Below are 23,815 nucleotides of genomic sequence, written 5' to 3'. Positions count from 1 at the left end.
CAGGTGAACAAAGATCTTCAATAAGGATCACCAAGGTAAACGGCCGGGCTCAACGCGGCTCTTTTTCTTACTTTTTGCAGGTCCATCAATGGAACGGTGATTTCGGCGGTGATTCGGCGCCTTCCACGGTGCGAGGTGCACGGAAGGTTAACTCTGATCGTATTCCTGTTGAACGACGCCCCAGAAGCGATCGCCGCCGACTCCCGGCGGAACGCGCGGCGCCTTGGTTCGGTGTCACCAGTGCCACCTAGGGAAACGACGTGCCGCCCCCGAGGTAAGGATCACGTAATGATCACGCCGAGATGAATGGTCTTGTCATGTCGTCGACATGGTGATGGCGATCCTGCACGCTCCCTGTGACTATCCGTTCGTCCCGTGGGGGAACCGTGCCGGCGTACCGGACACTCGCGCGCTCGTTGCTGCTGCCGAGGCTTCTGCGTTCACACTGGGGCAAGGCCGTCGCGCTCGCCGTGGCCACGGTCATCGCCGTCGGCTCGCTCGCCGTCGCGGGCGTCGGGATCCACCTCGTTCCCGCGAAGCCGGCCGCCGCCAAGGGCCCCGCACAGCGCTGGGGCAGCGCCGAGGGGCTGAGCCACGTCGTGGGCGGCCGGCGCAACAACAGCGCACCGCGGTCCCTGCGGGCCAAGTACCCGTTGAAGAGCCCGCCCGCCGCGCGGCCCGCGGTGCGCGAGAACGCGGTCGAGGTCACCGCCCCCGCCCCCGCGAAGGTCAAGGGCTTCGACCGCGGGACGAGCAAGGAGATCGTCTCGGAGCGGGACGCCCGCAGCCGTACCTACGCCAACGAGGACGGCACCCGTACCAGCGAGATCTCCACCGACCCGATCAACTACCGCGACCCCGGCGGGAACTGGCGGCCGATCGACAGCTCGCTCGTCGAGGACCGCGGCGGCTGGTCCAACACCGCCGACTCGGTGGCCCTGCGCTTCGCCGGCCGGGCCGACGCGGGCGTCCTCGCCTCCGTCACGCTGCCGTCCGGTGAGTCCTTCGGGTACGGGCTGAGCGGCGCCGCCGCCGTGGCGGGCAGCGCGCAGGGCGCCCGCGTCAGCTACGAGCAGGTGCTCCCCGGGGCCGACCTCTGGCTGGACTCGCAGGCCGGCGGGGTCAAGGAGACCCTCGTCCTGAGGTCCGCCACCGCCCCCAACAGCTTCCTCTTCCCACTCCAGCTCCGGGGCCTCACCGCCAAGGCCGATGGCGGATCGATTCTGCTGACCGACGCCGAGGGCCGCACCCGCGCCGTCGTCCCGGCCGGCTTCATGGAGGACGCCGACCGGTCCGTCTCGCACGCCGTGTCGTACGAACTGATCCGGCGGCAGGACGGCGGCCAGGCGCTGAAGGTGACCGCCGACCCGAAGTGGCTCGGCGACCCGGCCCGTGCCTTCCCCGTCCGCATCGACCCCTCCGTCGACACCACCTCCGCCTCCACCTCCATGACGGTCCGCGGCGGCGGCTCCGTCGTCGGCTCCAGCGAACTCCAGGTCGGCAAGGGCCCGGACGGCGCCTCCGCCGCCTACCTCGGCTTCCCCGGCCTCGACGAGGAGCTCCGGTACCACCAGATCTTCGGGGCGCAGCTCCAGGTCGTGAACTTCGACTCGGCCTCCTGCAAGCCGCGTTCCGTCTCCGTGCACCCCGTGACCCAGTCCTGGACCGCCGGCACCGGCACCGCCTACCCGGGCCCCTCGGTCGGCGGCGCCCTCGCGTCCAAGTCCTTCGCCTACGGCTACATAGGCTTCGGCCAGTCGAAGTCCGCCTGCCCCACCGCCGGCGAGCTCTTCGACCTCGGCAAGGGCGGCCGCGACCTGGTGCAGCGCTGGGTCAACGGCACCCAGGCCAACTACGGCCTGTCGCTGCGGGCCTCCGCCACCGACTCGCTCGCGTTCAAGAAGTTCACCGGACACGCCTCGGCCAACCCGCCCAAGCTGTTCGTCACGCACTCCCCGTACAACGCCTCCTACGCCTTCCCCAAGCCCGTCCCCGACCCGCCGGTGCTCCAGAACCAGGCCGGACAGGTCAAGGTGGCCGTCACCAACAACGGCGCCGAGACCTGGACGCCGTCCACCTACTACCTCGCCTACCGCGCCTACGACAAGAAGGGCAAGCTGGTCACGCAGCAGCGGGCGGGCAGCCTCACCGGCAACGTGGCCCACGGCGCCCGGGCGACGGTCGACGCCACCATCAAGGCGCTCCCGCCGGGCGTCTACATGCTCGACTTCACGATGGTGCGCCAGGGCGGGAAGGTCTTCACCGACGAGCAGGTGCCGCCGGGCCGGCTGACCATCCAGGTCTTCGACATCGCGCCGGTGGTCAAGGAGCAGTTCCCGCCCAACGGCTACCAGGCCCAGACCCTGACCCCGCAGCTCTGGGCGGCCGGCGTCGACATCGACGCGCCGCCCGGCTCCTCGCTCCAGTACAAGTTCGAGATCTGCGAGGCGGACAAGGACGGCAAGCCGACCGCCTGCACGACCTCCGCCTACCAGACCGGCTCCGCCTACCCGGTGCCCTCGGGCCGGCTGAAGTGGGGCAAGACCTATCTGTGGCGCGGCTTCGTCAAGGACGCGTCCAACGAGGTCCCCACCCAGCAGGTGGCCCTGGTCGCCACGGTTCCGCAGCCCGAGATCACCTCGCGGCTCTCCGGGGCGCAGGGCAAGGAGTTCGACCCCAACGTCGGCAACTTCACCTCCAGCGCGACCGACGCCTCCCTCGCCGGCGTCGGGCCCGACCTGACGCTGATCCGCACGTACAACAGCCTCGACCCCCGGCGTGACCTCGCCTTCGGCGCCGGCTGGACCACCCGCTTCGACATGCGGCTGACACCGGACGACGACGGCAGCGGCAACGTCGTCATCCGCTACCCCGACGGCCAGGACGTCCGCTTCGGCAAGAACGCGGACGGGACGTACGCCCCGCCGCCCGGTCGCTTCGCCAAGCTGACCTTCGACTCCACGGCCAACACCTACAAGCTGCAGGACAAGTCCGGCACGACCTACGAGTTCAGCACGACCGGTCTGCTGGCCAAGATCACCGACGCGTACTCCAACTCGGTCACCTACACCTACAGCGCCGGCAAGCTCGCGACCGCGACGAACAACCGCACCTCCCGCTCGCTGACCTTCACCTGGACCGGCGCGCACGTCACCAGGGTCCAGACGACCTCCGTCGACGGCGCCCCGCCGGCCTGGACGTACAGCTACACCGGCGACCTGCTGGACAAGGTCTGCGACCCGCTGAACGGCTGCACCCAGTACACCTACGGCACCGGCAGCCACTACGCCACCACCGTGCTCGACTCCCGCCCCGAGTCCTACTGGCGCCTGGGCGAGGAGGAGGGCACCGCGGCCGACAGCGCCAACCAGGCCAACCTCGGCAAGGACCGCGGCACCTACCAGAACGTCACCCTGAAGGCCGCCGGCGCGCTCACCGGCGACCCCGGCACCGCGGCCTCCTTCAACGGCACCACCTCACGCGTCGATCTGCCCGCCGGCACCCTGAAGAAGAGCCGTGACCAGGCGGTCGAGGTGTGGTTCAAGACGATCGCCGGCGGCGTCGGCGGCCCGCTCCTCGGCTACCAGGACAAGACCTGGGGCACCACGCCCGGCACCGGTGTGCCGATGCTGTACGTCGGCACCGACGGAAAGCTCCGCGGTCAGTTCTGGACCGGCACGGCCGGGCCGGTCACCGACGTCACCAAGAACGTCAACGACGGCCAGTGGCACCACGCGGCGCTGTCGATGTCCGGCACCACCCAGAGCCTCTACCTGGACGGCAAGCTCTCCGGGACCATCACGGGCAAGCAGCCGTTGCAGACCGACCTCACCTACAACCAGATCGGCGCCGCCCACGCCACCACCCCCGCCTCCTGGCCGGGCTGGGGCTCCACCGCCGCCAAGTCCTTCGCGGGCGCCATCGACGACGTCGCCGTCTACCACCACCCGCTGGGCACCGCGGCCGTCGCCGCCCACTACCGCGAGGCCGGCCGCGGCGCCGACGTCCTGACGAGGACCACGCTGCCGAGCGGCCGCGTCGCCTCGGAGGTCCAGTACGACACCGCCCGCGACCGCGTCCAGGAGTACACCGACCGCAACGGCGGCACCTGGAAGGTCGGCACGCCCGCGGTCTTCGGCAACGACAAGGACCTGCGCCGCACCGTCGAGGTCCGCGACCCGATGGACGCCCCCTACTTCTACGAGTACGACGGGCTGTCCTCGCGCCTGCTGCGCTACGGCGAGCCGATGGCGCTCGGCGCCCGCGAGCCCGTCACCGAGGCCCCCTCCCCGTCGCCGACCGGCCCCGGCCAGATCTGCACCCAGCCCGACCCGGGCGACCCCGCCTTCTGCACCGACCCGCCCGGTGGGAGCGGCGACGGACCGGACTTCATCCGGTACACCGTCGACGGTGTCGCCATCCGCTCCTTCGAGTACGACGACAACGGCTTCCAGACCGGCATCACCAGCGAGAACGGCGACAAGGTCACCCTCGGCTACGACGACCGCGGCAACGTGACCAGCCGGCGGACCTGCCGTTCGGCCGGCGACTGCCAGACCTCGTACACCACCTACCCGACGCCGGCCGGCGACTTCGACCTGCGGGTCGACCAGCCGTCCGAGACCCGCGACGGCCGCTCGACCGGCCCCACCGACAACCGCTACCTCACCAAGTACACGTACAACACCAGCGGTGCGCTGCTCACCCAGACGGCGCCCGACGGCGGCACCGCCAGGAACACGTACACGACCGGCGCCGAACCGGCCGTCGGCGGCGGCAACACGCCCACCGGCCTGCCGCTCACCACCGCCGACCCGCGCGGGAAGGTCACCCGCTACCAGTACTACAAGAACGGCGACCTGGCCTGGGTGACCGAGCCGTCCGGCCGGATCACCAAGTACACGTACGACGCGCTGGGCCGCAAGCTCACCGAGACCACCGTCACGGACGCCCAGCCGGCCGGCACGACGGCCACCTTCACCTACGACAAGCTCTCCCGGGTCCACACCCTCACCGACCCGGCGGCGACCAACGCCGTCACCTCCGGCAAGCACCAGCAGCGCACCACCACGGACTACGACGCCGACGGCAACGTGGTGCGCACCGAGATCAGCGACCTGCTGGGCGGGGACGCCGCGCGGGTGATGACCTTCGGCCTCGACGACCACGGTCGCCCGGAGCTCGTCACCGACGCCGAGGGCAACGAGACCTCGTACACCTACGACGTCTTCGGCAACAAGACGTCGATGGTCGACGCCGGCGGCAACCACTTCGACTACGTCTACACCGCGCGCAACATGATGGCCGAGACCCGGCTGCGCGACTGGGACGACGACGGGGGCGACGACGGCTACACCGTCCTCCAGTCGTACGCCTACGACATGGGCGGCCGGCTGGTCCGGCACACGGACTCCATGGGCCGCTCGCTGATGTACCAGTACTACGGCGACGACCTGGTCAAGTCGATCACGCTCAAGGACTTCCACAACCCCGACGGCACCAAGCGCGACATCGTCGTCGAGTCCGACACCTATGACGGCGCCGGCAACGTCCTGACCGAGACGACCGCGGGCGGCAAGCTCGTCACCGAGTACACCTACGACCCGGTCGGCCGGGTGAAGTCCGAGGCCACGGACCCCGGCGGGCTCGCGCGGCGCACGACGTACACCTACGACGTCGCCGGCAACGTGCTGACGACCGCCTCCAGCGGTTCCCCCTCCAACGTCCCCTGGCCGGTGAGCGTCAGCGGCGACTCCGTCCGCTACGAGTACGACGACGCGGGCAACGTCCTGCACGAGACGGTCGAGAACGGCACCGACTCCCGCACCACCGACTACACCTACGACGACCGCGGGCTCACCACCTCCAGGACGGACCCGGCGGGCAACAGGACCGAGTACGGCTACGACGAGCTCGGCCGGGCGGTCTCCGTCACCGCGCCCGCCGTGCGGACCGAGTCCGGCGGCAGCGCGCCCGCCACCTCCCGGCCCGCCACCTTCACCGGGTACGACACCTTCGGCGCGGTCACGGAGTCGGCCGACGCGCTCGGGAACGTCAACCGCACCGCCTACGACCGGCTGGGCCGCCCGGTCACCGAGACCGCGCCCTCCTACACGGCGCCGGGCTCCACCGGCACCGTCGCCCCGACCGTCACCAACACCTACGACCCGCTCGGCAACCTCACCGAGAGCACCGACCCGCTCGGCCGTGTGACCAGGTTCCAGTACGACCGCCAGAACCGGCTCACCGTGAAGGACGTCCCCGTCGGCACGGGCGACGAGCGGGGTCAGTGGAAGTACACCTACACCCGCACCGGCGAGATCCTGTCGGTCACGGACCCGAACGGCGCCCGCGCCGAGACGACCTACGACGACCTGGACCGCCCGGTCACCACCACGCAGATCGAGCGCAGGCCCCAGCCCGGCGCCTTCACCACCCGCAACGAGTACGACGACGCGGGCAACGTGGTGAAGCAGACCTCGCCGAGCGGCGCCGTCAGCCAGTTCACCTATGACAGCCTCGGCCGGCTCACCCGGACGCAGGAGCCCAGCGGCGTCGTCACCCAGCTCGGCTACGACGCCGAGGGCCGCGAGGTCCGCCGCACGGATGGCATGGGCCGCACCTCCGCCAAGCTGTACGACCAGCTCGGCCAGCTCGTCCAGGACCAGGACCTGGACCCGTTCAACAGCGTGCTGCGCAAGGTCGGTTACACCTACGACAAGGCGGGCAACCTGGCCACGTCGACCAATCCGCTGAACCGTACGACGACCTACTCCTACGACGCCCTCAACCGGCTGAGCAGCCAGACCGAGCCGGTCTCCGACACCAAGTCGATCACCACGTCCTTCGGCTACGACGCGCTCGGCAACCGCACCCGCTACACGGACGGCCGCGGGAACTCGACGATCTACACCGTCAACACGCTCGGCCTGGCCGAGTCGGTGATCGAGCCGGCGACCGAGCGGGACCCGTCCCCGGCGGCCCGCACCTGGACGACCGCGTACGACGCCGCCGGCCGGCCCGTGAAGGTCACCGCGCCCGGCGACGTGGTCCGCGAGCGCGAGTACGACAAGGCGGGGCAACTGGTCCGCGAGACCGGCGCGGGCGCCGAGGCGGCCACCCCCGAGAAGCGGTTCCGCTACGACCCGGCGGGCCGGCTGGTCGGGGCCACCTCCCCGGAGGGCGACGACACCTACGAGTACAACGACCGGGGCGCCCTGCTGAAGGCGGCCGGCCCGTCCGGCGACGCCACGTACGAGTACGACGGCGACGGCCTGCTCACCAGCCGCACCGACGCGGCCGGCACGGCCCGCTTCAGCTACGTCAAGCAGCAGCTCGCCTCGGCGACCGACCCGCTCACCGGCGTGCGGCAGAGCTACACCTACGACGGCGCGGGCGCGGTCAAGAAGGTCGACTACGGCGCGGGCCAGTCCCGGGGCCTCACCTACGACGACCTGGGCCGCCTCGACACCGACACCCTGAAGAACAGCGCCGGACAGACGATGGCGTCGGCCGACTACGGCTACGACGACGACGACCGGCTGACGTCGAAGACCACGACCGGTACCGCGAAGGCCGGATCCAACACCTACGGCTACGACCAGGCCGGCCGCCTCACCTCCTGGACGGCGGGCGGCACGACGACCGAGTACGGCTGGGACGACAGCGGCAACCGTGTGAAGAACGGCGCCAAGACCGCCACCTTCGACGAGCGCGACCGGCTGCTGTCCGACGGCGACTACACCTACGACTACACCTCACGCGGCACACTCGCCTCGCGCACCAGCTCCGGTCTGAAGGAGGACCTCACCTTCGACGCCTTCGACCGGCTGGTGAAGGCGGGCGAGTCCGGCACGGAGTACACCTACGACTCGCTGGACCGTGTCGCGTCCCGCAACGGTGTGGGCTTCTCCTACGCCGGCTTCGCACCCGACCCGGTCAAGGACCAGAACTCCACGTACGGCCGCGGCGCGTCCGACGAGCTCCTGTCGATCGCCGAGGCGGGCGGCACGGCCCGACTGACGGTGGAGGACAAGCACGGCGACGTCGTCGGGAGCATGTCCGCGGCGAACGGCGCGGCGCCCGCCCTGGACGAGTCCACGGCCTTCGACCCGTTCGGCCAGGTGCTCGGCACCGCCGACATGCAGGGCAACGTGGGCTACCAGGGCGACTGGACCGACCCGGCCACCGGCCAGGTCGACATGGGGGCCCGCTGGTACGACCCGGGCACCGGCGCCTTCGACTCCCGCGACTCCTACGGCTACAGCTCCGGCGCCTCGATCCTGGCCAACCGCTACACCTACGGCGCCGGCGCCCCGCTGGACTACACCGACCCCGACGGCCACTGGCCGAGCTGCGGCTGGTGCAAGAAGGCCGTGAGCTATGCGGGCAAGGCCGTGAGCTGGACGGGCAAGAAGATCAACCAGGGCGCGCACTGGGTCTCCAAGACCGCCCAGTCCGTCTGGCACGGTGTGCAGTGGGCGTGGCGCAACCCGGGGGCGGCGTTCAAGCTGGCCCTGAGCTACGTCGGCAAGGCCGCCAGCTGGGTGTACCGGAAGTCGGGTCTGAAGACGGTCGTCGACGCCACCGTCAACGCGGCCAAGTGGGTCGGCCAGAGGACGGGCGTCACCGAGTGGGCGCGTGAGAAGGCGAGACAGGCCGCCAGGGCGGCCTACCAGGCGAAGGTCTACCTCACCAAGAAGGCCAGGCAGGCGGCCTCGTTCGCGGCGCAGCACAATCCGATCCCGGCGATCCTCGCGGCCACCAAGCCGCTGATCGCCGTCGGCAAGGCGATCGTCACGGCCGACCCGAACCTTCCGGCGATCATCGTCGGCGCGGCCGTCCAGGTGGTCGCCGACGCCGCCAAGGCCGCGGACGCCATCCGCGACGAGGTCGTCAAGCAGGTCGGCAGCGTCGTGGAGACCGTCTCGGACGCGGTCGACTGGGGCGAGGTCTGGGACGACGTCAAGACGGTCGGCAACATCGTCGGCGACGTCACCGGATTCAACGACATCAAGAACTGCGTCACCACGGGCGACATGGAGTCCTGCGCCTGGGCGGCGGCGACCGTGGGCGGCATCGTCCTCGGCGGCGCGGGCGCGGCGGCGGTCCGCGCGGCCAAGGCCGGACGGATGACGGCGAAGGCGGCGAAGTACGCGGACGAGATCGCCAAGGCGGCGGAGAAGGGCAAGAAGGTCCTCAACGAGGCCGAGTCGGTGGGGGAGTGCGTCTCGACCGCCAGGGACGTGGCCTCACTCGCCAGCGGCAACAGCTTCGTACCCGGTACGGAAGTCGTGATGGCCGACGGCAGCCGCAAACCGATCGAGAAGGTCGAGGAGGGCGACGAGGTCCTCGCCACCGACCCGACGACCGGCAGGACCTCCAAGGAGAAGGTCACCGACACGATCGAGGGCCGGGGCGCGAAGAAACTCGTCAAGGTCACGATCGACACGGACGGCGACAAGGGCGACGCGACCGACACCGTCACGGCGACCGCGGGTCACCCCTTCTGGGTCCCGGACCTGAAGAAGTGGCTGAAGGCCGGCGAACTGAAGCCCGGCGAATGGCTGCGCACCGGCTCCGGCACCCGCGTCCAGATCGAGGCGGTCAGCGCCTGGACCCAGCAGGCGGCGGTCTACAACCTGACGGTCGACAGCGCCCACACGTACTACGTGGTGGCGGGGGCGACGCCGGTCCTCGTTCACAACTGTGGGGATGTCTATCGGAGCGACACCCGGCATCCCAGCGAGATCTTCGATCAGGGGTTCGCTCCCAAGGGGGACAACATGAACCTCGAAGAGCATGTCGCGGGTGTCTCCGGGACCTTTTCCCCCGACTCCGGATACGTGGCGACGACCACTTCGAAGTCTCACGCGCTGAGCCGGAAGGGCCACACTTTCGCGATCGACTCCCGAGGCGCGTCCGGCGGAATCGACGTGAACAAGGCGATTCCTGGGAACGTGCATGCAGAGGAGGCGGAGATCGCCGTGCCACGTACCATCGAGTCGTGTCACATACGCGGGTGCTGGCACGAAACAACAGGAGAATGGATCCCCAATCCGAACTACCGGGAGTGAGGTATGGAATCGGTTGAACTGTTGGCTGCGGGGCCAGGATCCTCGGTCGTTCCGGTTTCATTCGAGATCCTTGACGAGGACGGGGCGGGCCTGAGAATGAAGTTCTCGGGCCGGGACTGGCGGTCCTTCTCCGAGTCGAATCTGTTCAAGTGCCTCCTCAGCGCTCGAACTGACCTGGAGAAGGAAGGCCTCCTCCTCTGCTGCCAAGGCGCCCGACCGGACGTGTTTCCATCCGGGATGCAGCAGCAGATGGATAATGGCCGCTTCGCCGCGGTCCTCTCCAGGTCCGCCGAGAAGAGAGAGACCGTTGATATCTTCGGCGCGGCCGAACCGTCCCAGGTGACTTCTGTGGAAGGCCAGCGAGTGGCCGTGTACCAGTTCTTCAACTTGCCGCTTCCCGACGCGGGTGAAGACGCGTAGAAGAAGCTGGACGGGCGTGTGGCGGCGAAGCCGACGCCCGACGGAGACGTATGTCGGTGCCCCCACGAGACTTTGTGGGGGCACCGACGTCAATGGAGTGGATCAGCCGTCTACCGCTGACTGGGGCGGGCGGGCCGGGCATCTCCCTCGTGGTGCGTGGCCCAGGGCGTTGAGCCGCGACCGGGCGCGCCGACAGTCGGTGGCGTGAACGCCTGGCCGCGGCCGCCCGGGTGCCGTCACCACTCATCCGGACGCGGAACCGGCAGTGTTCACCGTCATGTCGGTGGCTGTTCATTTCCAGGCCATGGGAATCCTTCGGGAACGGATAGCATGCGCGGGTTACTGGAATGAAATCCCCGGGGGAGTCCCGCGCATGCCCACGCTTTCCGTCATCGTCCCGTGCCATAATGTCGAGGCCTATGTCGCGGAAACGGTGCGCAGTCTGGCGGTCAACGCGGACCCCGAGTTCGAGTTCCTGCTGATCGACGACTGCTCGACCGACCGCACCGGGCAGATCATCGAGGACATGATCGGCGCACTGCCGAACGCGCGGGCGATCCACCACGAGACCAACCACGGTGTGGCCCAGGCCCGCAACACCGGACTGGACGAGGCGAGCGGCGACTACGTGACGTTTCTGGACGGGGACGACTGGTACGCCCCCGGCCATCTGCGCGCCATGGTGGACCGCATATCCCGCCTCGACTGCGACTTCGCCCGCACCGACCATGTGCTGGCCACGGGCCGCAAGCGGCAGATCCGCTACGCCCCGGCCCGGATGCGGGACGTCGTGATGGACCCGCGCGACGGCATCGCGCCCGCCCACATGTCCACCATGGTGGACTACCCCTTCGTCCCATTCGGCATCTACAGTTCCCGGCTCTTCGAGGACGGCGAGGGCCGGTTCGAGACGCGGCTGCGCACCGCCGAGGACCGCCTGTGGGTGTGGCGGCTGCACCTGCGGGCCCGCAGCTACGCGGCGCTGGGACTGCACGGGGCCTTCTACCGGCGGGGTGTGCAGACGTCGCTCACCCAGATCTCCGACACCCGCCAGCTGGACTTCATCCCCGCCTACGACACCGTCCTGCGGGAGGTGGCCGCCGATCCGGAGGGCGACCGCTTCATGCCGAAGGCGATCCGCACCTACTGCGCGATGATCGCCTTCCACATGAACAAGGCCGACCAGTACGAGAGTTCGGTGGCCGCACAGCTCAAGCTCGAGTCGGCCGCCGCGTTGCACCGGATGCCCCAACAGGTCCTCGACGAGACCCTGGCGACGATGGACACCGCCCGGAGCACGCTGCTGCGCCGCCTGCGCGACACGGGCGAGGCCCGACCGGGCGGCACGGGCGCCGTGACGGTCGGGCCCCCGGTCTTCCGCACGCCCCGTACCACCAACGCTCCCCGCCCCGCCCCGGGCTCCGCGGACTCCTCCGGTCCCGCGAGCGCCCCGGACGCCCACGGCCGGCCCGGGAGCGAATCCGCGCCCCGGCCGCTGCCGGTGCAGATCTTCCAGGCGTCCACGCTGTACGGCGCCGCCACGCTGGCCGCGGCCCTGGACGCCGGCCGGTTCGGTCCCGCCGACCAGGCCCGGCGGGTGCTGCTGCTCACCAACAACGCGGCCGTCCCCGAGGTCGCGCCGCGCCTGACCGACATGACGGGCCACCAGGAGATCGCCACCCGCTTCGACCAGGTCGAGGACTTCAACGAGGCCATCGCCCCCCACCACCCGGGCGGCTGGCAGCCCCGCCCGGACGACGCCCCCCTGTGGGAGCGGGTGCTGCGCACCAGGTGGCGGCTCGGCACCGGACCGGTGACGCTCGTGGTGGAGTCCATCCAGGTCAGCCCGGCCCGCAGCCTCGCCACCGTGTTCGCCGGTGCTCCGGTGCACGTGTACGCCGACGGCCTGATGAGCTACGGACCGACCCGCGACGAGCCGCCGCACTCCGTCGCGGTCCGGATCCAGCGGCTCCTCCACCTGGACCTGGTGCCGGGGCTGCGCCCGCTGCTGCTCTCCGAGTTCGGCGTCGAGCCCGAACTCGTCCCGCACGACGCGTTCCGCGCGGTGCTGTCCGAACTGTCCCGGGCCGCCGCCGGCGACCCGGAGGTGGCACGGGCGGCCGAGGCGGCGCCGACCGCGCTGCTGCTCGGCCAGTACCTGGCCGCACTGGACATCCTCACCGCGGATGAGGAAGAGGACCTGCACGTGCGGATGCTGCGCGCCGCCGCCGCGGCCGGTCACCGGTCGGTGGCCTTCAAGCCGCACCCCACCGCGCCGGTCCGCTACGGCGAGGCCCTCGAGCGCGAGGCCGCCGCGGCCGGAGTGCGGCTGACGACACTGCGCGGGACGCTGCTCGCCGAGGTCTTCTACGCCCGCCTGCCGCTGGAACTGGTGGTCGGCTGCTTCTCCACCGCGCTGCTCACCGCCGCGGAGTACTACGGCATCCCCACCGGCCGCGTCGGCACCAGGACCGTGCTGCGGAAGCTGACACCCTACGAGAACAGCAACCGCGTGCCGCTGGTGATCGTCGACCACGTCGTCCCCGACCTCGAAGCCGGGGCCACGGCCGAACTGCCCGAAACCCCGCCCACCCTCCAGCCGCTGCTGGAAGCGGTCGGGTACTGCATGCAGTCCGCCCGGTACCCCTGGCTGCGCGCCGGGGCCGAACGGGTGCTGTCGCAGGCCGCGGGAGACCCGGACGCCTTCCGGGACGGGCCGTACGCCGCGTACTTCACCACCGAGCGGCTGACCGAGCTGCGTCTGCCCGGCGGCCGGAAGCGGCGCGCCCTGCTGCGGCAGGCGCTCGCACGCGGCCGGCGCGAGGCGGCGTCCCGGTCCTGACGACCGGGCCCGGACGGGACACGAGCGTCCGTCGACGGCGGGCGGCCCGGCCCCGTACGCCCACGACGGCCGACCCCGACCCCGTACGCCCAGACGGCCGGCCCCGACCCCGCCCGCCCACGACGGCCGACCCCGACCCCGCCCGCCCAGACGGTCGGCCACGGCGGCGGCCCGTCGCGGAGGCCGCCGGCGCGCACCCGTCCGGATGCCCCCGCGCGGCGCCCGGACGTCCCCTGCCCGTGACGGACGTTCCGACTTCCGTACCAGACGGCCTGCACCAGACCCCGGAGGAAACGTGTCCGCTACCGTCAGGCCCCCGTCCGGCCCCACGGCCCCCGATGGCGCCGGCGGCACCGGACCCGGGGGCGCGCGCGCCGGCCGCGTCCTCGCCCCGCTCCGCGGCCTGGCGGGCCGGTCGCGCGGCAGCGTGCCGCTGCGCGCGGCCCTCGGCGCCGGCGTCCTGTCGTGCGTGGTGTTCTGCCTGGGGAGCCTGCTCGCCGGGAGCTACCCGCTGGGGTCGCACAGCCGCAACGTCGTCGACATGGGCACGCAGTACGTGCCCTTCCACGCCTACTGGCGCAAGACGCTGCTCGGCGGCACCGACGGCGATCTGCTCATGAACTGGAACTCCGGTTTCGGCTCGAACTTCCTCGGCGACATCGGCACCTACCTGAGCAGCCCCTTCGACCTGATGGTGGTGCTCTTCCCGGCCGACCGCGTCGAACTCGCCCTCTACGTCATCAGCACGGCCAAGATCACCGCGGCCGGGGCGGCGATGGCGGTGCTGCTGCTGAGGCTGCGCCGCGGTCCGTGGCCGGTGGCCGCGGTGCTGGGGGCGGGGTACGCGGTGTGCGGCTGGACGCTCGACAACGGCGCCTACGTACCGATGTGGCTGGACGGGCTGCTCGCCTTCCCGCTGCTGTGCCTGGTCGGCGAGTGGGCGCGCACCGGGCGGCGCCCGGTGGTGGGGCCGCTCGTCGTGGGGCTGGCCTGGGTGTCGAACTTCTACACCGCCTACATGGCCACCATCGGCGCCGGGATCGTGCTGCTGGTACGGCTGCTCACCGACGAGGAGGGCCGCCGGCGGCTGACCGGTGTGCTGCACGCCGCCCGGAGCGTACTGATCGGCGTCGGGCTGGCCGCCCCGCTGGTCCTGGTGATCTACTCGGCCACCAAGGTCGCCCACCCCACTCCGCCCGTGACCTTCGCACCGGCCGCCTGGCCGGACGTCTTCGCCCGGCTGCTGCCCGCCACCAGCAGCACGGAATCGCCCGCGCTGTACATCGGCACCCCGGCGCTCGCGCTGGCGCTGACCATGCCGTTCAACCGCCGTCTGCCGGCCCGGACACGGTACGGCTGGCCGGCCGCGATCTGCCTCGTGGCGCTCTCCCTGCACTGGCGGCCCACCCATCTGCTCTGGCACGCGGGCGCCGAGCCCAACGGTGTCACCGACCGTCAGGCCTTCGTGCTGTGCGGCCTGCTGCTGATCGCGGCCTGGCTCTCCACCGCCGACGGGCTGCCCCGGCCGCGCGCGCTCGCCGCGGGCCTGGCGCTCCTGACCGCACTGGCACTGGCGGCGCGGGGCACCTACGCCGTCGACCGGTGGTCGTACCCCGTGTTCGCCGTCGCGCTGTTCGTCGGTGTGCTGGCCGCGGCCGCGGTGCTCGTCGCACCCCGCTTCGAGAACCGGGCCCGGCTCCTGCCGGTGCTGGCCGTGGCGCTGCTGGTGACCGCCCAGGCGGGCGAGATGGCGGTGGCCGGGATGCGGGTCTCGCGGCTGGAGCTGCAACACAGGTCCTGGTCGCCGCGGCTGGGAGGGCAGGAACGGGACACGGCGGCCGTCGTCGCCGCCAAGGACGACTGGCCGCGCTCGCGCACCGATCCCGGCGCGGACCCCGGCCGCAACGACCAGATGATCGTCGGCGGTCAGGGCGGCGGCTACTACAGCAGCCTGACCGCCCAGATCACCTACGACACCCTGTCCGCGCTGGGCCACGGCTACTTCGCCAAGGGCCGGCGCCTGGTGAGCCTGGACAGCCCCGTGACCGACGCCGTCTTCTCCATCGGCACCCGGATACGCCTGGTCCAGGACCCGGCGGGCGGGGCCGGCAAGGTGCCACGGGCCACCACCACCGCCGTACCGCCGCTGGTCACCGTCCGTCCGGGCCTGCGCCTGCCGGACAGCACGGCCCGCTTCGGCGCCTCCGTCTTCGCCAACCAGGAGATGCTGCTCGGCGCCCGCGTGTACGACCCGCCGGCCCGGACCACCAAGACCCGCCACGGCAAGGGATCGCTCACCCTCTCCACCACCTGTACGCCCGGCAGCCGGGCGTACCTCTCGGCGCTGACGTTCAACGGCACCGCGACCATGAACGGCGGCCGGCCGGTGGCCTTCGCCGGCAAGCTGCCCGCCGTCCGGCCCCCGGTGCAGAGCATCGGTGTCGTACCGGCCTCCGGAAAGGTCCGGGTCGAACTGCGCCACACCGGGTGGCTGGACCTGCCGAAGCAGCCGATCGGCTGCCTGGTCGCGAGCCGGCTGGACCAGGCCGTTCAGCGCCTGAGGGCCACCGGCGCCACCGACGTCCGTGTCGGCGGGCACTCCGTCACCGCCCGAATACCGGCCGGCAGCACCGGCACCGCGGTCCTCGCGGTGCCGCGGATCAAGGGCTGGAGGTGCGCGGCCGGCGACGGTCCCGCCCGCCCCGCCAAGAGCTACCTCGGCCTGATCGCGGTGCCCCTGGACGGCAGAGCCACCTCCGTCAGCTGTGACTTCCGTCCGCCCGGCCTGCTGCGGGGCGCGGCGATCGGCGCGACCGCCCTGGCCTGTCTGACGGCCACCGCGTTCTGGTACGGGCGCACCCGTCGGCGGCGGGAGGCGCCGGCCGCGGCGCCGGGGGTGTGACGGCACCGGGAGGCGCGCGGGCCGGCGGCAGGGCCCGGCGCGCGCCGAAAACAGCGTGCGCCGCTGCCCTCATGACGATCGGGGAGCCGGCGGGCGAAGGATGGTGCGCACCACGTCCGCGCCGGCACGGGCCGCCGCCGTCGCGATGTCGGCATCGTCAAGGCCCGCATACGAGTTGATCACGCCGCGCATGGAATCCGCACTCGAACAGGGGGCCGCGGAAGCCGCGTTGCGCACCGCTGTCCTTCGAACGCGTGCGTCAGCGGTGCAGAATGACGAGGGAGGCGAGAAGCAGCGCGGCCGAGACGGAGAGGCCAGGGATCCGGCAGGGGCGCCAGACCGTGAGCGCCAGGGCGGCGGCCCACACCGCCCCCACCAGGACGGCCGTCCAGAGGCCCACCGCCGTCCACGCGGCGACGAGTGGGAACGGCGCCAGCAGCAGCGTCGGCGGGATGACCGCCAGTTGGGGACGGATGCCCAGCGGGCGGTACACCACGATCAGCACGACGAGCGCGATGGCGAACGAGCCGGGGATCGAGATGATCGGCCACAGTGTCATGCAGAAGTCGGGTGCCCGGGCGCAGGTGCGGGTGTCGTAGCGGTCCGCCCAGTCCACGAGCTCGAATGACAGGTATGTGAGCGCGGCGCCGGTTCCGGCGGCGCCCATGGCGCGCGCGGCCAGGCTCGCGGGAGAAGGCACCGCGCGCCCGCCGGACCGCTCTGAGGTGGCAGCGTTCATGACAGCATGGTTCCTCGTCGTGGCGGCCGGGGCCTGAGTACGGGTACTCAGGCCCCGGTTCGGGCAGGGGGAGCCCGGCCCTCCGCGCACGCCACCCGCCGGCGGTGCGCTCCTCGGCCCCGGCACGGCGAGCGGCTTTCCGATCCGTGGCGCCGGGTGCCCGCGCGCGGACGATCCGGCAGCGCGGAGGCGATGCCTGCGGCGTCGGCCGGCGCCCGGCCGACTCCTTCGGCCGGTCGCGCTGCTGAGCGCCCGGAACCGGTTCGACGTCGGGCGCGGGGTGGTCGGGCGAGTGCGGCAGCGGGGGTGGTGATCGCGGAGCATGTCCGCAGCAGGCGAGGACGTGGCTCGATCCGTGTCCGGCGGTCTCAGCAGTTGGCGCTGTAGCGGACGCATCCGGGCGGCGGGGTGTGGCTGTGTTCCCACTCGTGCTGCGCGGCGGTCAGCGATCCGCCTGCCAGGAGGGCCACCAGGAGGTGTGCGGTCACCGTCCAGCGGGCACGGCAGATCGCCGCGACGACTGCCAGGACGAGTACGGCGATCAGCAGTGTCCGCAGCCGCCCGATGTGCGCGAGGCCGGCCGCGTCGATGCCCGCCCGGTCGCCTTGCGCCGCCCATACCTCCAGGCCGTAGCCGTACATCCAGTCCAGCACGAGCCACCCGGTCTCCAGCAGGAACAGCGGAATCGCGAGGGCGAGGTCCACGCCCGGGCGTGTGCGGTGCGACCAGGGACGTCGTCGTTCCGGGGCCGGAAGGGTGTCCGTCATGGGTGCAGGATGGCGCGGCCGGTGCTGACGCGCATGAGTACCCGTACTCACGCCTGGTCCGGCGGTGCGCGAGGTGGTGCGCAGTCTGCCGGACCTCAAGTGCGACGTCGACGTCGTCGGCGGCAGCGCACCCGGCCGGAGCGCGAGGCCATGACGAGTGCCACGTCAGGCCCCGGTGAACGCCCGGGTGAGCGGCCTGGGCAGAGGGGCGTCGCGACCACTCGGTACCCTTCCTCCCCATGACGCGCGCTTGGATCCTGCCGGTTCTGCTGGTGCTCTGCGGTTCGGTCGTCGCCACTGGGCGAGTACTCGACGGGGCCCCGGGGGCAGCCGCGGTACTCCTGTCGGTGTTCGTGCTGCTCGCAGGTGTGAGCTCGCCCCTGGTCTTCCCGAGGTCGATCGGCGCGCTGGAGGCGCAACGCCGCAGCGCGGTGGACGGCCGTCCGGTCGTCTACTGGCGGCCGGGCTGCGCGTACTGTCTGCGACTGCGCATCCGGTTGGGCCGCGGCGCCCGTCGGTTGCACTGGGTCGACATCTGGCGCGACCCGGCTGGAGCGGCGGCGGTGAGGGCGGCCAACGACGGCAACGAGACCGTGCCGACCGTCCTCGTGGCCGGCCGGCCGCACACCAACCCCGATCCCGCATGGGTGCGGGAACAGCTCTCCCGCCCCTCGTGATCGGGACGAGGGCGAGCATCGACGCCGGGAGCCCGTGCCGGCGCCCTTCGTCACCCGGGACCGCGACACCACCGTGAGCGGGCCCGCCGTCGCGGACTCCTCCGGCACGAGCACCGCCGGGCGGGAAACGTCCCGCACCACCGGTACGAGCATGAGCGCGGACCACCGATGCGCAGGCGCCGTTCCCGGAACCGCCGGCCGGCTACCTGGGGCGAACCACCACCCGGCTCCACCCTCGCCGGGCCCGCCGGTGCCGTGGCGGACGGTTCCCCGGCGAGTCCACTGCCGTGGCCGGCGGACGAACCCTGGCCGCTGTGCGCCGAGCACCACGGCCAGTCGCGTGGCCGGCGCGTCATCCCTCGCGGAGGACCTCCCGGGCGGCGGGGCGCAACGCGGGGTCGTCACGGAGCCGTAGGAAGGTCACGAGCAGGGTCAGCGCCTGGAGCAGGGCACACGCCCCGATGAGGTGGCTCAGACGGGGCGCCGGGGTCAGCGCGAGAAGGATGCCCGCGAGGGGGAAGGGCAGCAGCAGGAGCAGGACGCTCACGGAGAGGGTGGTGCCGAAGGCCGCCGGCGGGATGACCAGCGACCGCAGGGTGCGCAGGACGAGGGTGAGCCCTCCGTCGGCCGCCATGAACAGGGCGACGAAGGCCGCGTAGCCGGCGTAGGACGAGGTCTGCGCCACGGCGAGGCAGGCGGTGGCCGCGAGGGTGGCGCTGATCGCGCCGACCCCCCACAGGCCGAACCGGTTCAGGACGAACTGCCAGCACACCATGGCGGCGAGCGTGGCGGCCGCGGCGATGGACCACAGGGTGCCGACCGCGGCCGCGGAGTGGCTGAAGCGCTCCGTCACCAGGACGGGGCTGGCCGATTGCAGCAGGCCGAGCATGAGATTGGAACAGGCCAGCCCGGTCACCAGCCGTCGCAGGGCGGGCAGTGAACGCAGGGTCCGCCACCCCTCCCGCAGGCCCCCGCTCGGCCCCTGCCCGCCGTGGCGTCTGCCGCGCAGAGGAGTGGGCGGGGTGCGCAGGGCGAGTGAGGCGGAAAGGAAGGACAGCACGCTCAGGCACGCGAGCATGCGTGTCGGTCCGGTGAGCAGCAGGAGACCGCCTGCCGCGGGACCGATGAGGGTGGCCGTCTGGTCGATGCTGATCGACACCGACTGCACTGTGTGGGACCGGCGTCCGCCGTGACGGCCGACGGCCGCGCCGACCGCCTCGTTGGCGATGAAACTGAACTGTGTCAGGGTTCCGGTCACGGCCGTCAGCGCCAGGACCGTGACGGTCTCGGCCGTGCCCGGCGGCAGGACGGTCAACGCGACGGCTGCGCCCGCTACCACCAGGGCGCGGGCCAGCGAAGCCAGGAACCACACGATCGCCGCGCCGCTGCGGTCGACCAGGGCGCCGGCGAAGGCGAACGCGGCCACTCGAGGGGTCCATTCCAGCGCGAAGGCCAGGCCCGTCAGGGACGCCGAGCCGGTGGTGGCCAGCACGACGAGCGGCATGGCGTACGTGGTCATGGAATAGGCGAGCGCCTCGCAGGCACGCGGTGCGTAGACCCGGCCGAACAGGCCGCCGGTGGCGCCTGCCGCATGCCGGCCGGCGGGTTGGGCGTCGGTCAAGGAAACGGTCACGAAGGGGCTTTCACTGAGCGGGGGAAGGGACGATCAGCCGGGGCGGTGCAGGCCGCCTATGCGGAGCAGAACGCCACGGATGTGCATGTCGTGGTCATGACGCAGCGCTGGGTCATGTGAACTCCGCTCCGAAGTCTCGAAAAGTGCGCAGGGGCATACCCGTTACGGGGACATGGGCCTCCCCCTGCCTGGTGCCGCCCGCGTGCCTCCCCAGGAGAGCAGGCGGCGCGCCCCCGTCCGGTGTAGTTACATCAGCGCAGTTCGGGAAGGGAATGTCACCGGCCGCAGCCGATCTTTCCAAGATCAACACATCCATGGGGGAGGTGTCGCCGCGTTCGGGGTACTCGCGCGCCCACCGGACGGCGCCACGGCGCCTTCGGACCCGAGCAAGCAGTGACGGAACCGAAGAAGCAATTGACGGGAAATCACCACCGTGACCAGTACACAACCGCACTACGGACCACAACGGCGGACGACAGGTTCAGAGCCGGTGGGTGAGCTGGTGCAACGCGCATCGCAGCAGCTGACGGAACTGGTGCGCGCCGAACTGCGCCTGGCACAGGCGGAGATGAAGGAGAAGGGCAAGCGGTACGGCAAGGGCGGCGGGTTGTTCGGAGCCGCCGGCCTGGTCGGGTTCCTGACGCTCGAGGCCCTGGTGGTCACCGCGATCGCCGCTCTGGCGGTGCCGCTTCCGGTATGGGCCGCGGCCCTCGTCGTCACCGCCGTGCTCGGGGTGATCGCCGCGGTGATGGCGCTCACCGGGAAGAAGCAGGTCACCCGAGCCGCGCCGCCCGTGCCCGAGCAGACCGTCGAGAACGTGAAGGCCGACGTGGCCGAGATCAAGGAGAGTGCGCACCGATGACCCAGCCGCCCCACGACGAGCCCACCGCCTCCAGCCCCGAGGAACTGCGGGTGCAGGTCGAGCGGACCCGCCACGAACTCGGTGAGACCGTGGAGGTGCTGGCGGCCAGGACCGACGTCAAGGCCCGAGCCCAGGAGAAGGCCGCGGAGGTCAAGGACCAGGCCGCCGCCAAGGCCGGTGAGTTGAAGGAGCAGGCCGCGCTCAAGGCCGGGGAACTGAAGGCCAAGGCCGCTCAGGCCGCCTCCCGAGTGCAGGACAAGCTGCCCGACCCGGTCAAGGCCAAGGCCGCTCAGGCCGCCGGGCAGGCCCGCGCGAAGGCGGCTCAGGCGGGCCAGGCATGGCAGGAGAGGACGCCCGAGCCGGTACGCGCCGGGACGGCCCAGGGCGCGCGGATGGCCCGGGACAACCGGAGCCTGCTTCTGGCGGCCGCCGCGGCGGGCGCCGTGGCGTGGCTGATGTGCCGCCGGAAGGCATGACGCCGCGCGGGCGTCCCGGACCGCCCGGGAGCCCGCCGGTCCCGCTCCGGGCGGCATCAGCGGCATCCTCGTCGGCGCACCGCTCGCGCAAGCCCGCCAGAGCGCCCGGACAGGACGCGGACGCCCGGACGCCGAGGACGCCCCGGCACCGCTGACGAGGGCCGCACCTGAGGAGAGGTACCGCTCGGGTGCGGTCGGCACGGGCGCCGAGGCAGCCGTCGGCCGGTCAGGTGCCGTTCCCCGCGGTCCGACCGGAACCTGGTCCGGCCGGCGCGCACGACAAGCAGGAGGAGCCGGTGGGGCATGGATACCGGCCCCCGGCCCGCTCCCACACGAAGGACCGTCACCACCATGTCCGAGCAGCACACGGCCACCACGCTGACAGTCGCCGCGGTCATCGCCATGATCCTGATCGCCAGGGCAGCGGTCCTGCACCGCGGCGGCCGGGGCCGTGACACCTGTCCCGCCCGCCCGCCGCGCCGTCGCGGCACACCCTCCGCCGTCGGCACACCGCCCCCCTCCGCCGGGTCGTCGAAGGACGCCGCCTCTCGGGTCGTGCGGGAGGCCGAACAACACGTCCGACGCTGCTGGCAGCGGCTTCAGGCACCGTCTGACCCGCGCGAGTGACCCGGGCAGCACCCGGTGCGAGCCCGCGGCGACATCCCGCCTTCTCACCGGGGCGGTTTCACGCAGGGCTCCGGACGAACCACGGCGCCGCGCCGCGCTTCCGGCACACCTCCACGTCCGGCCCGGCCGGCGCAGGGGGGCCGTCCGGCATCAACGGCCAACCGGTGGAGGTTCTCGCGGCAGCCACCCCGCACGGGCGGACCCACCGGATCCCGCCGGGGCGCCGACTTCGCCGGGGTGTCTGTCGCCGCCTCGGGGTACCCGCCTCGCAACACGGCCCATGGCCCGGTCCGGTACGCGGTGACAGCAACGGAGAACCAGATGAAGGCCCGCCGATCAGCAGCCCCCTCGACTTCCGCGCCGGTCCCGGCGGATCCGCGGGCCGCCGACGTCCTGTCCGGCCGCTACCGGTTGGGCGCGAGAATCGGGTCGGGAGGCATGGCCGACGTGTACGAAGGCTTCGACACGCGCCTTCGGCGGCCTGTGGCCGTCAAGGTCTTCCGGCCCGGCCCCGCCCCGCGGACCGGGAACCGTCTCGCCGACGAGGCCCACTTCCTCGCCCGTCTGCAACATCCCGGACTGGTCACCGTCTACGACACCGGCCGTCACGACGACCGCACCTACCTGGTCATGCAACTGGTCGACGGTCCCACGCTGCGCGGCCTCCTGGCGGGCGGAGCGCTGCCCCGGCGGCGGGTGGCCGATCTGGGCACCGCTCTCGCGACGGCCCTCGCCCACGTCCACCGGGCCGGCATCGTGCACCGCGACGTCAAACCGTCGAACGTCCTGCTCGATGGGGCCGGCGCCCCGCACCTGGCCGATTTCGGCATCGCACGCCTGGCGGACGCCACCCGCCACACCTCGTCCGACGTGCTCACGGGCACCGCCGCCTATCTGGCACCCGAACAGGTCGAGGGAAGGCCCATCGGAACCGCCGCGGACATCTACGCGCTCGGCCTGGTCCTGCTGGAGTGCCTGAAGGGGGAACTCGAATACCAGGGCACCCCGTTGGAGGCCGCGATCGCCCGCCTGCACCGCCCGCCCGCGATCCCCGCCCGCGTACCGCCGGACCTGGCGGCCCTGCTGCGGGCCATGACCGCCCAGGATCCCGCGGCGCGCCCGGACGCCCGACAGTGCGCGCAGGCCCTCTCCGCCCTGAACACCGCGAGGGAACCGTCCCCGGCGCCGCTCCCTGCGGGCCCGGCGGGCCGGCCTCCGGCGCCCGGTGCCGCTCACCCCGACGCGGACGAGCCGCCGGGGACGCAGGAGACAGCGGGCACCCGGCCCGACCCCAGGGGCGGCGCCCGGCACAACCGCCGCCGGGCAGTGGGAACCACCCTGGCCGCACTCTCCGTGGCCCTGGGGACGACCCTCGCCGTCGCCTCCGGCACCAGCGGAGGCAGCGACGACCACGCCGAGGCGGCCCCGTCCACCGCGCCACCGCCCTCCAGCACCGCGACCCCCGCAAGCAGGCCCAGCGCCGTGCCGTCGACCGCGTCCCGCGCCGAGCCCGCTTCCAGGAAATACACCCCGTCCCGTCCGGTCGCCGCGCCGACCGGATCCCACACCGAGCCCGTCTCGGAAACACCGGACTCGTCCGGCCGGGCACCGGCCGGACACCACGGCACCGGGCCCCGCAAACCGGCTCCGCACCACCCGTCCTGGAACACGGAGAGCCGCACCCGCCGCGCGCCACACGGCGTCGCGAAGCCGCCCGGGAAGGCCAACAGGCCCAAGCCCCCGCAGCACCGGACATGGAAGGACCACGACTGAGACGGAGTGGTCAGCGCGGGC

At 72.1% G+C, this 23,815-nt stretch carries 12 protein-coding genes and 1 pseudogene; 10 read left to right on the top strand and 3 right to left on the bottom strand.

The features are described from left to right. Positions 1-386: 386 nt before the first annotated feature. From ACF061_RS12685 to ACF061_RS12665, 5 genes and pseudogenes are all read left to right on the top strand, one after another. Positions 387-10,076 (top strand): polymorphic toxin-type HINT domain-containing protein, encoded by a 9,690-nt coding sequence (locus ACF061_RS12685; RefSeq protein ID WP_392266849.1) that lies wholly within the window; start codon positions 387-389, stop codon positions 10,074-10,076. A 3-nt stretch (positions 10,077-10,079) separates the two neighbouring features. After that, entirely contained in the window at positions 10,080-10,496 is a 417-nt protein-coding gene (locus ACF061_RS12680; protein ID WP_392266848.1) for a hypothetical protein, read from the top strand. Positions 10,497-10,773: 277 nt separating this feature from the next. Further along, positions 10,774-11,220, top strand: a pseudogene (locus tag ACF061_RS12675) (glycosyltransferase family 2 protein); the annotation flags it as partial. A 771-nt stretch (positions 11,221-11,991) separates the two neighbouring features. Continuing rightward, the gene (locus tag ACF061_RS12670; RefSeq protein WP_392267039.1) at positions 11,992-13,338 is read left to right on the top strand and encodes a polysialyltransferase family glycosyltransferase; all 1,347 of its coding nucleotides are present in this window, start codon (positions 11,992-11,994) and stop codon (positions 13,336-13,338) included. A 295-nt stretch (positions 13,339-13,633) separates the two neighbouring features. After that, positions 13,634-16,240, top strand: a complete 2,607-nt coding sequence (locus ACF061_RS12665; RefSeq protein ID WP_392266847.1) for a YfhO family protein — start codon at positions 13,634-13,636, stop codon at positions 16,238-16,240. Positions 16,241-16,499: 259 nt separating this feature from the next. Here ACF061_RS12665 and ACF061_RS12660 read toward each other — a convergent pair whose 3' ends face one another. Then, positions 16,500-16,979: a hypothetical protein gene (locus tag ACF061_RS12660; protein WP_392266846.1), complete on the bottom strand. Its 480-nt coding sequence runs from the start codon at positions 16,977-16,979 to the stop codon at positions 16,500-16,502. Positions 16,980-17,347: 368 nt separating this feature from the next. After that, positions 17,348-17,746: a DUF6234 family protein gene (locus tag ACF061_RS12655; protein ID WP_392266845.1), complete on the bottom strand. Its 399-nt coding sequence runs from the start codon at positions 17,744-17,746 to the stop codon at positions 17,348-17,350. Between the two features lie 239 nt (positions 17,747-17,985). Between ACF061_RS12655 and ACF061_RS12650 the strand changes: the two genes are divergently transcribed. Further along, positions 17,986-18,423, top strand: a complete 438-nt coding sequence (locus ACF061_RS12650) for a glutaredoxin domain-containing protein (RefSeq protein WP_392266844.1) — start codon at positions 17,986-17,988, stop codon at positions 18,421-18,423. 352 nt (positions 18,424-18,775) lie between these two features. On the opposite strand, the gene ACF061_RS12645 is transcribed toward ACF061_RS12650, so the two are convergent. Continuing rightward, positions 18,776-20,056, bottom strand: a complete 1,281-nt coding sequence (locus ACF061_RS12645) for an MFS transporter (RefSeq protein ID WP_392266843.1) — start codon at positions 20,054-20,056, stop codon at positions 18,776-18,778. Between the two features lie 490 nt (positions 20,057-20,546). Between ACF061_RS12645 and ACF061_RS12640 the strand changes: the two genes are divergently transcribed. From ACF061_RS12640 to ACF061_RS12625, 4 genes are all read left to right on the top strand, one after another. Next, complete coding sequence (locus ACF061_RS12640) at positions 20,547-20,918, top strand: phage holin family protein (RefSeq protein ID WP_392266842.1); 372 nt, start codon at positions 20,547-20,549, stop codon at positions 20,916-20,918. Beyond that, complete coding sequence (locus ACF061_RS12635) at positions 20,915-21,394, top strand: DUF3618 domain-containing protein (RefSeq protein WP_392266841.1); 480 nt, start codon at positions 20,915-20,917, stop codon at positions 21,392-21,394. The genes ACF061_RS12640 and ACF061_RS12635 overlap by 4 nt, the downstream gene beginning before the upstream one ends. Positions 21,395-21,745: 351 nt before the next feature. Beyond that, a complete protein-coding gene (locus tag ACF061_RS12630) occupies positions 21,746-22,021 on the top strand; it encodes a hypothetical protein (protein WP_392266840.1) in 276 nt (91 codons plus the stop codon). Positions 22,022-22,342: 321 nt separating this feature from the next. Next, positions 22,343-23,794: a protein kinase gene (locus ACF061_RS12625; protein WP_392266839.1), complete on the top strand. Its 1,452-nt coding sequence runs from the start codon at positions 22,343-22,345 to the stop codon at positions 23,792-23,794. The last annotated feature ends 21 nt before the right edge of the window (positions 23,795-23,815 follow it).

Source organism: Streptomyces sp. NPDC015220 (assembly GCF_043079345.1).
GTDB lineage: Bacteria > Actinomycetota > Actinomycetes > Streptomycetales > Streptomycetaceae > Streptomyces.
Note: the sequence above shows the minus strand (reverse complement) of the source record. Positions and strands in the feature narration are given on the sequence as shown.

What these genes read in the sequence shown, in the direction of transcription:
- ACF061_RS12680 (WP_392266848.1), top strand. Translation starts at nt 10,080, where the DNA reads ATGGAATCGGTTGAACTGTTGGCTGCGGGGCCAGGATCCTCGGTCGTT.
- ACF061_RS12660 (WP_392266846.1), bottom strand. Translation starts at nt 16,979, where the DNA reads ATGAACGCTGCCACCTCAGAGCGGTCCGGCGGGCGCGCGGTGCCTTCT.
- ACF061_RS12655 (WP_392266845.1), bottom strand. Translation starts at nt 17,746, where the DNA reads ATGACGGACACCCTTCCGGCCCCGGAACGACGACGTCCCTGGTCGCAC.
- ACF061_RS12650 (WP_392266844.1), top strand. Translation starts at nt 17,986, where the DNA reads ATGACGCGCGCTTGGATCCTGCCGGTTCTGCTGGTGCTCTGCGGTTCG.
- ACF061_RS12635 (WP_392266841.1), top strand. Translation starts at nt 20,915, where the DNA reads ATGACCCAGCCGCCCCACGACGAGCCCACCGCCTCCAGCCCCGAGGAA.
- ACF061_RS12630 (WP_392266840.1), top strand. Translation starts at nt 21,746, where the DNA reads ATGTCCGAGCAGCACACGGCCACCACGCTGACAGTCGCCGCGGTCATC.
- ACF061_RS12625 (WP_392266839.1), top strand. Translation starts at nt 22,343, where the DNA reads ATGAAGGCCCGCCGATCAGCAGCCCCCTCGACTTCCGCGCCGGTCCCG.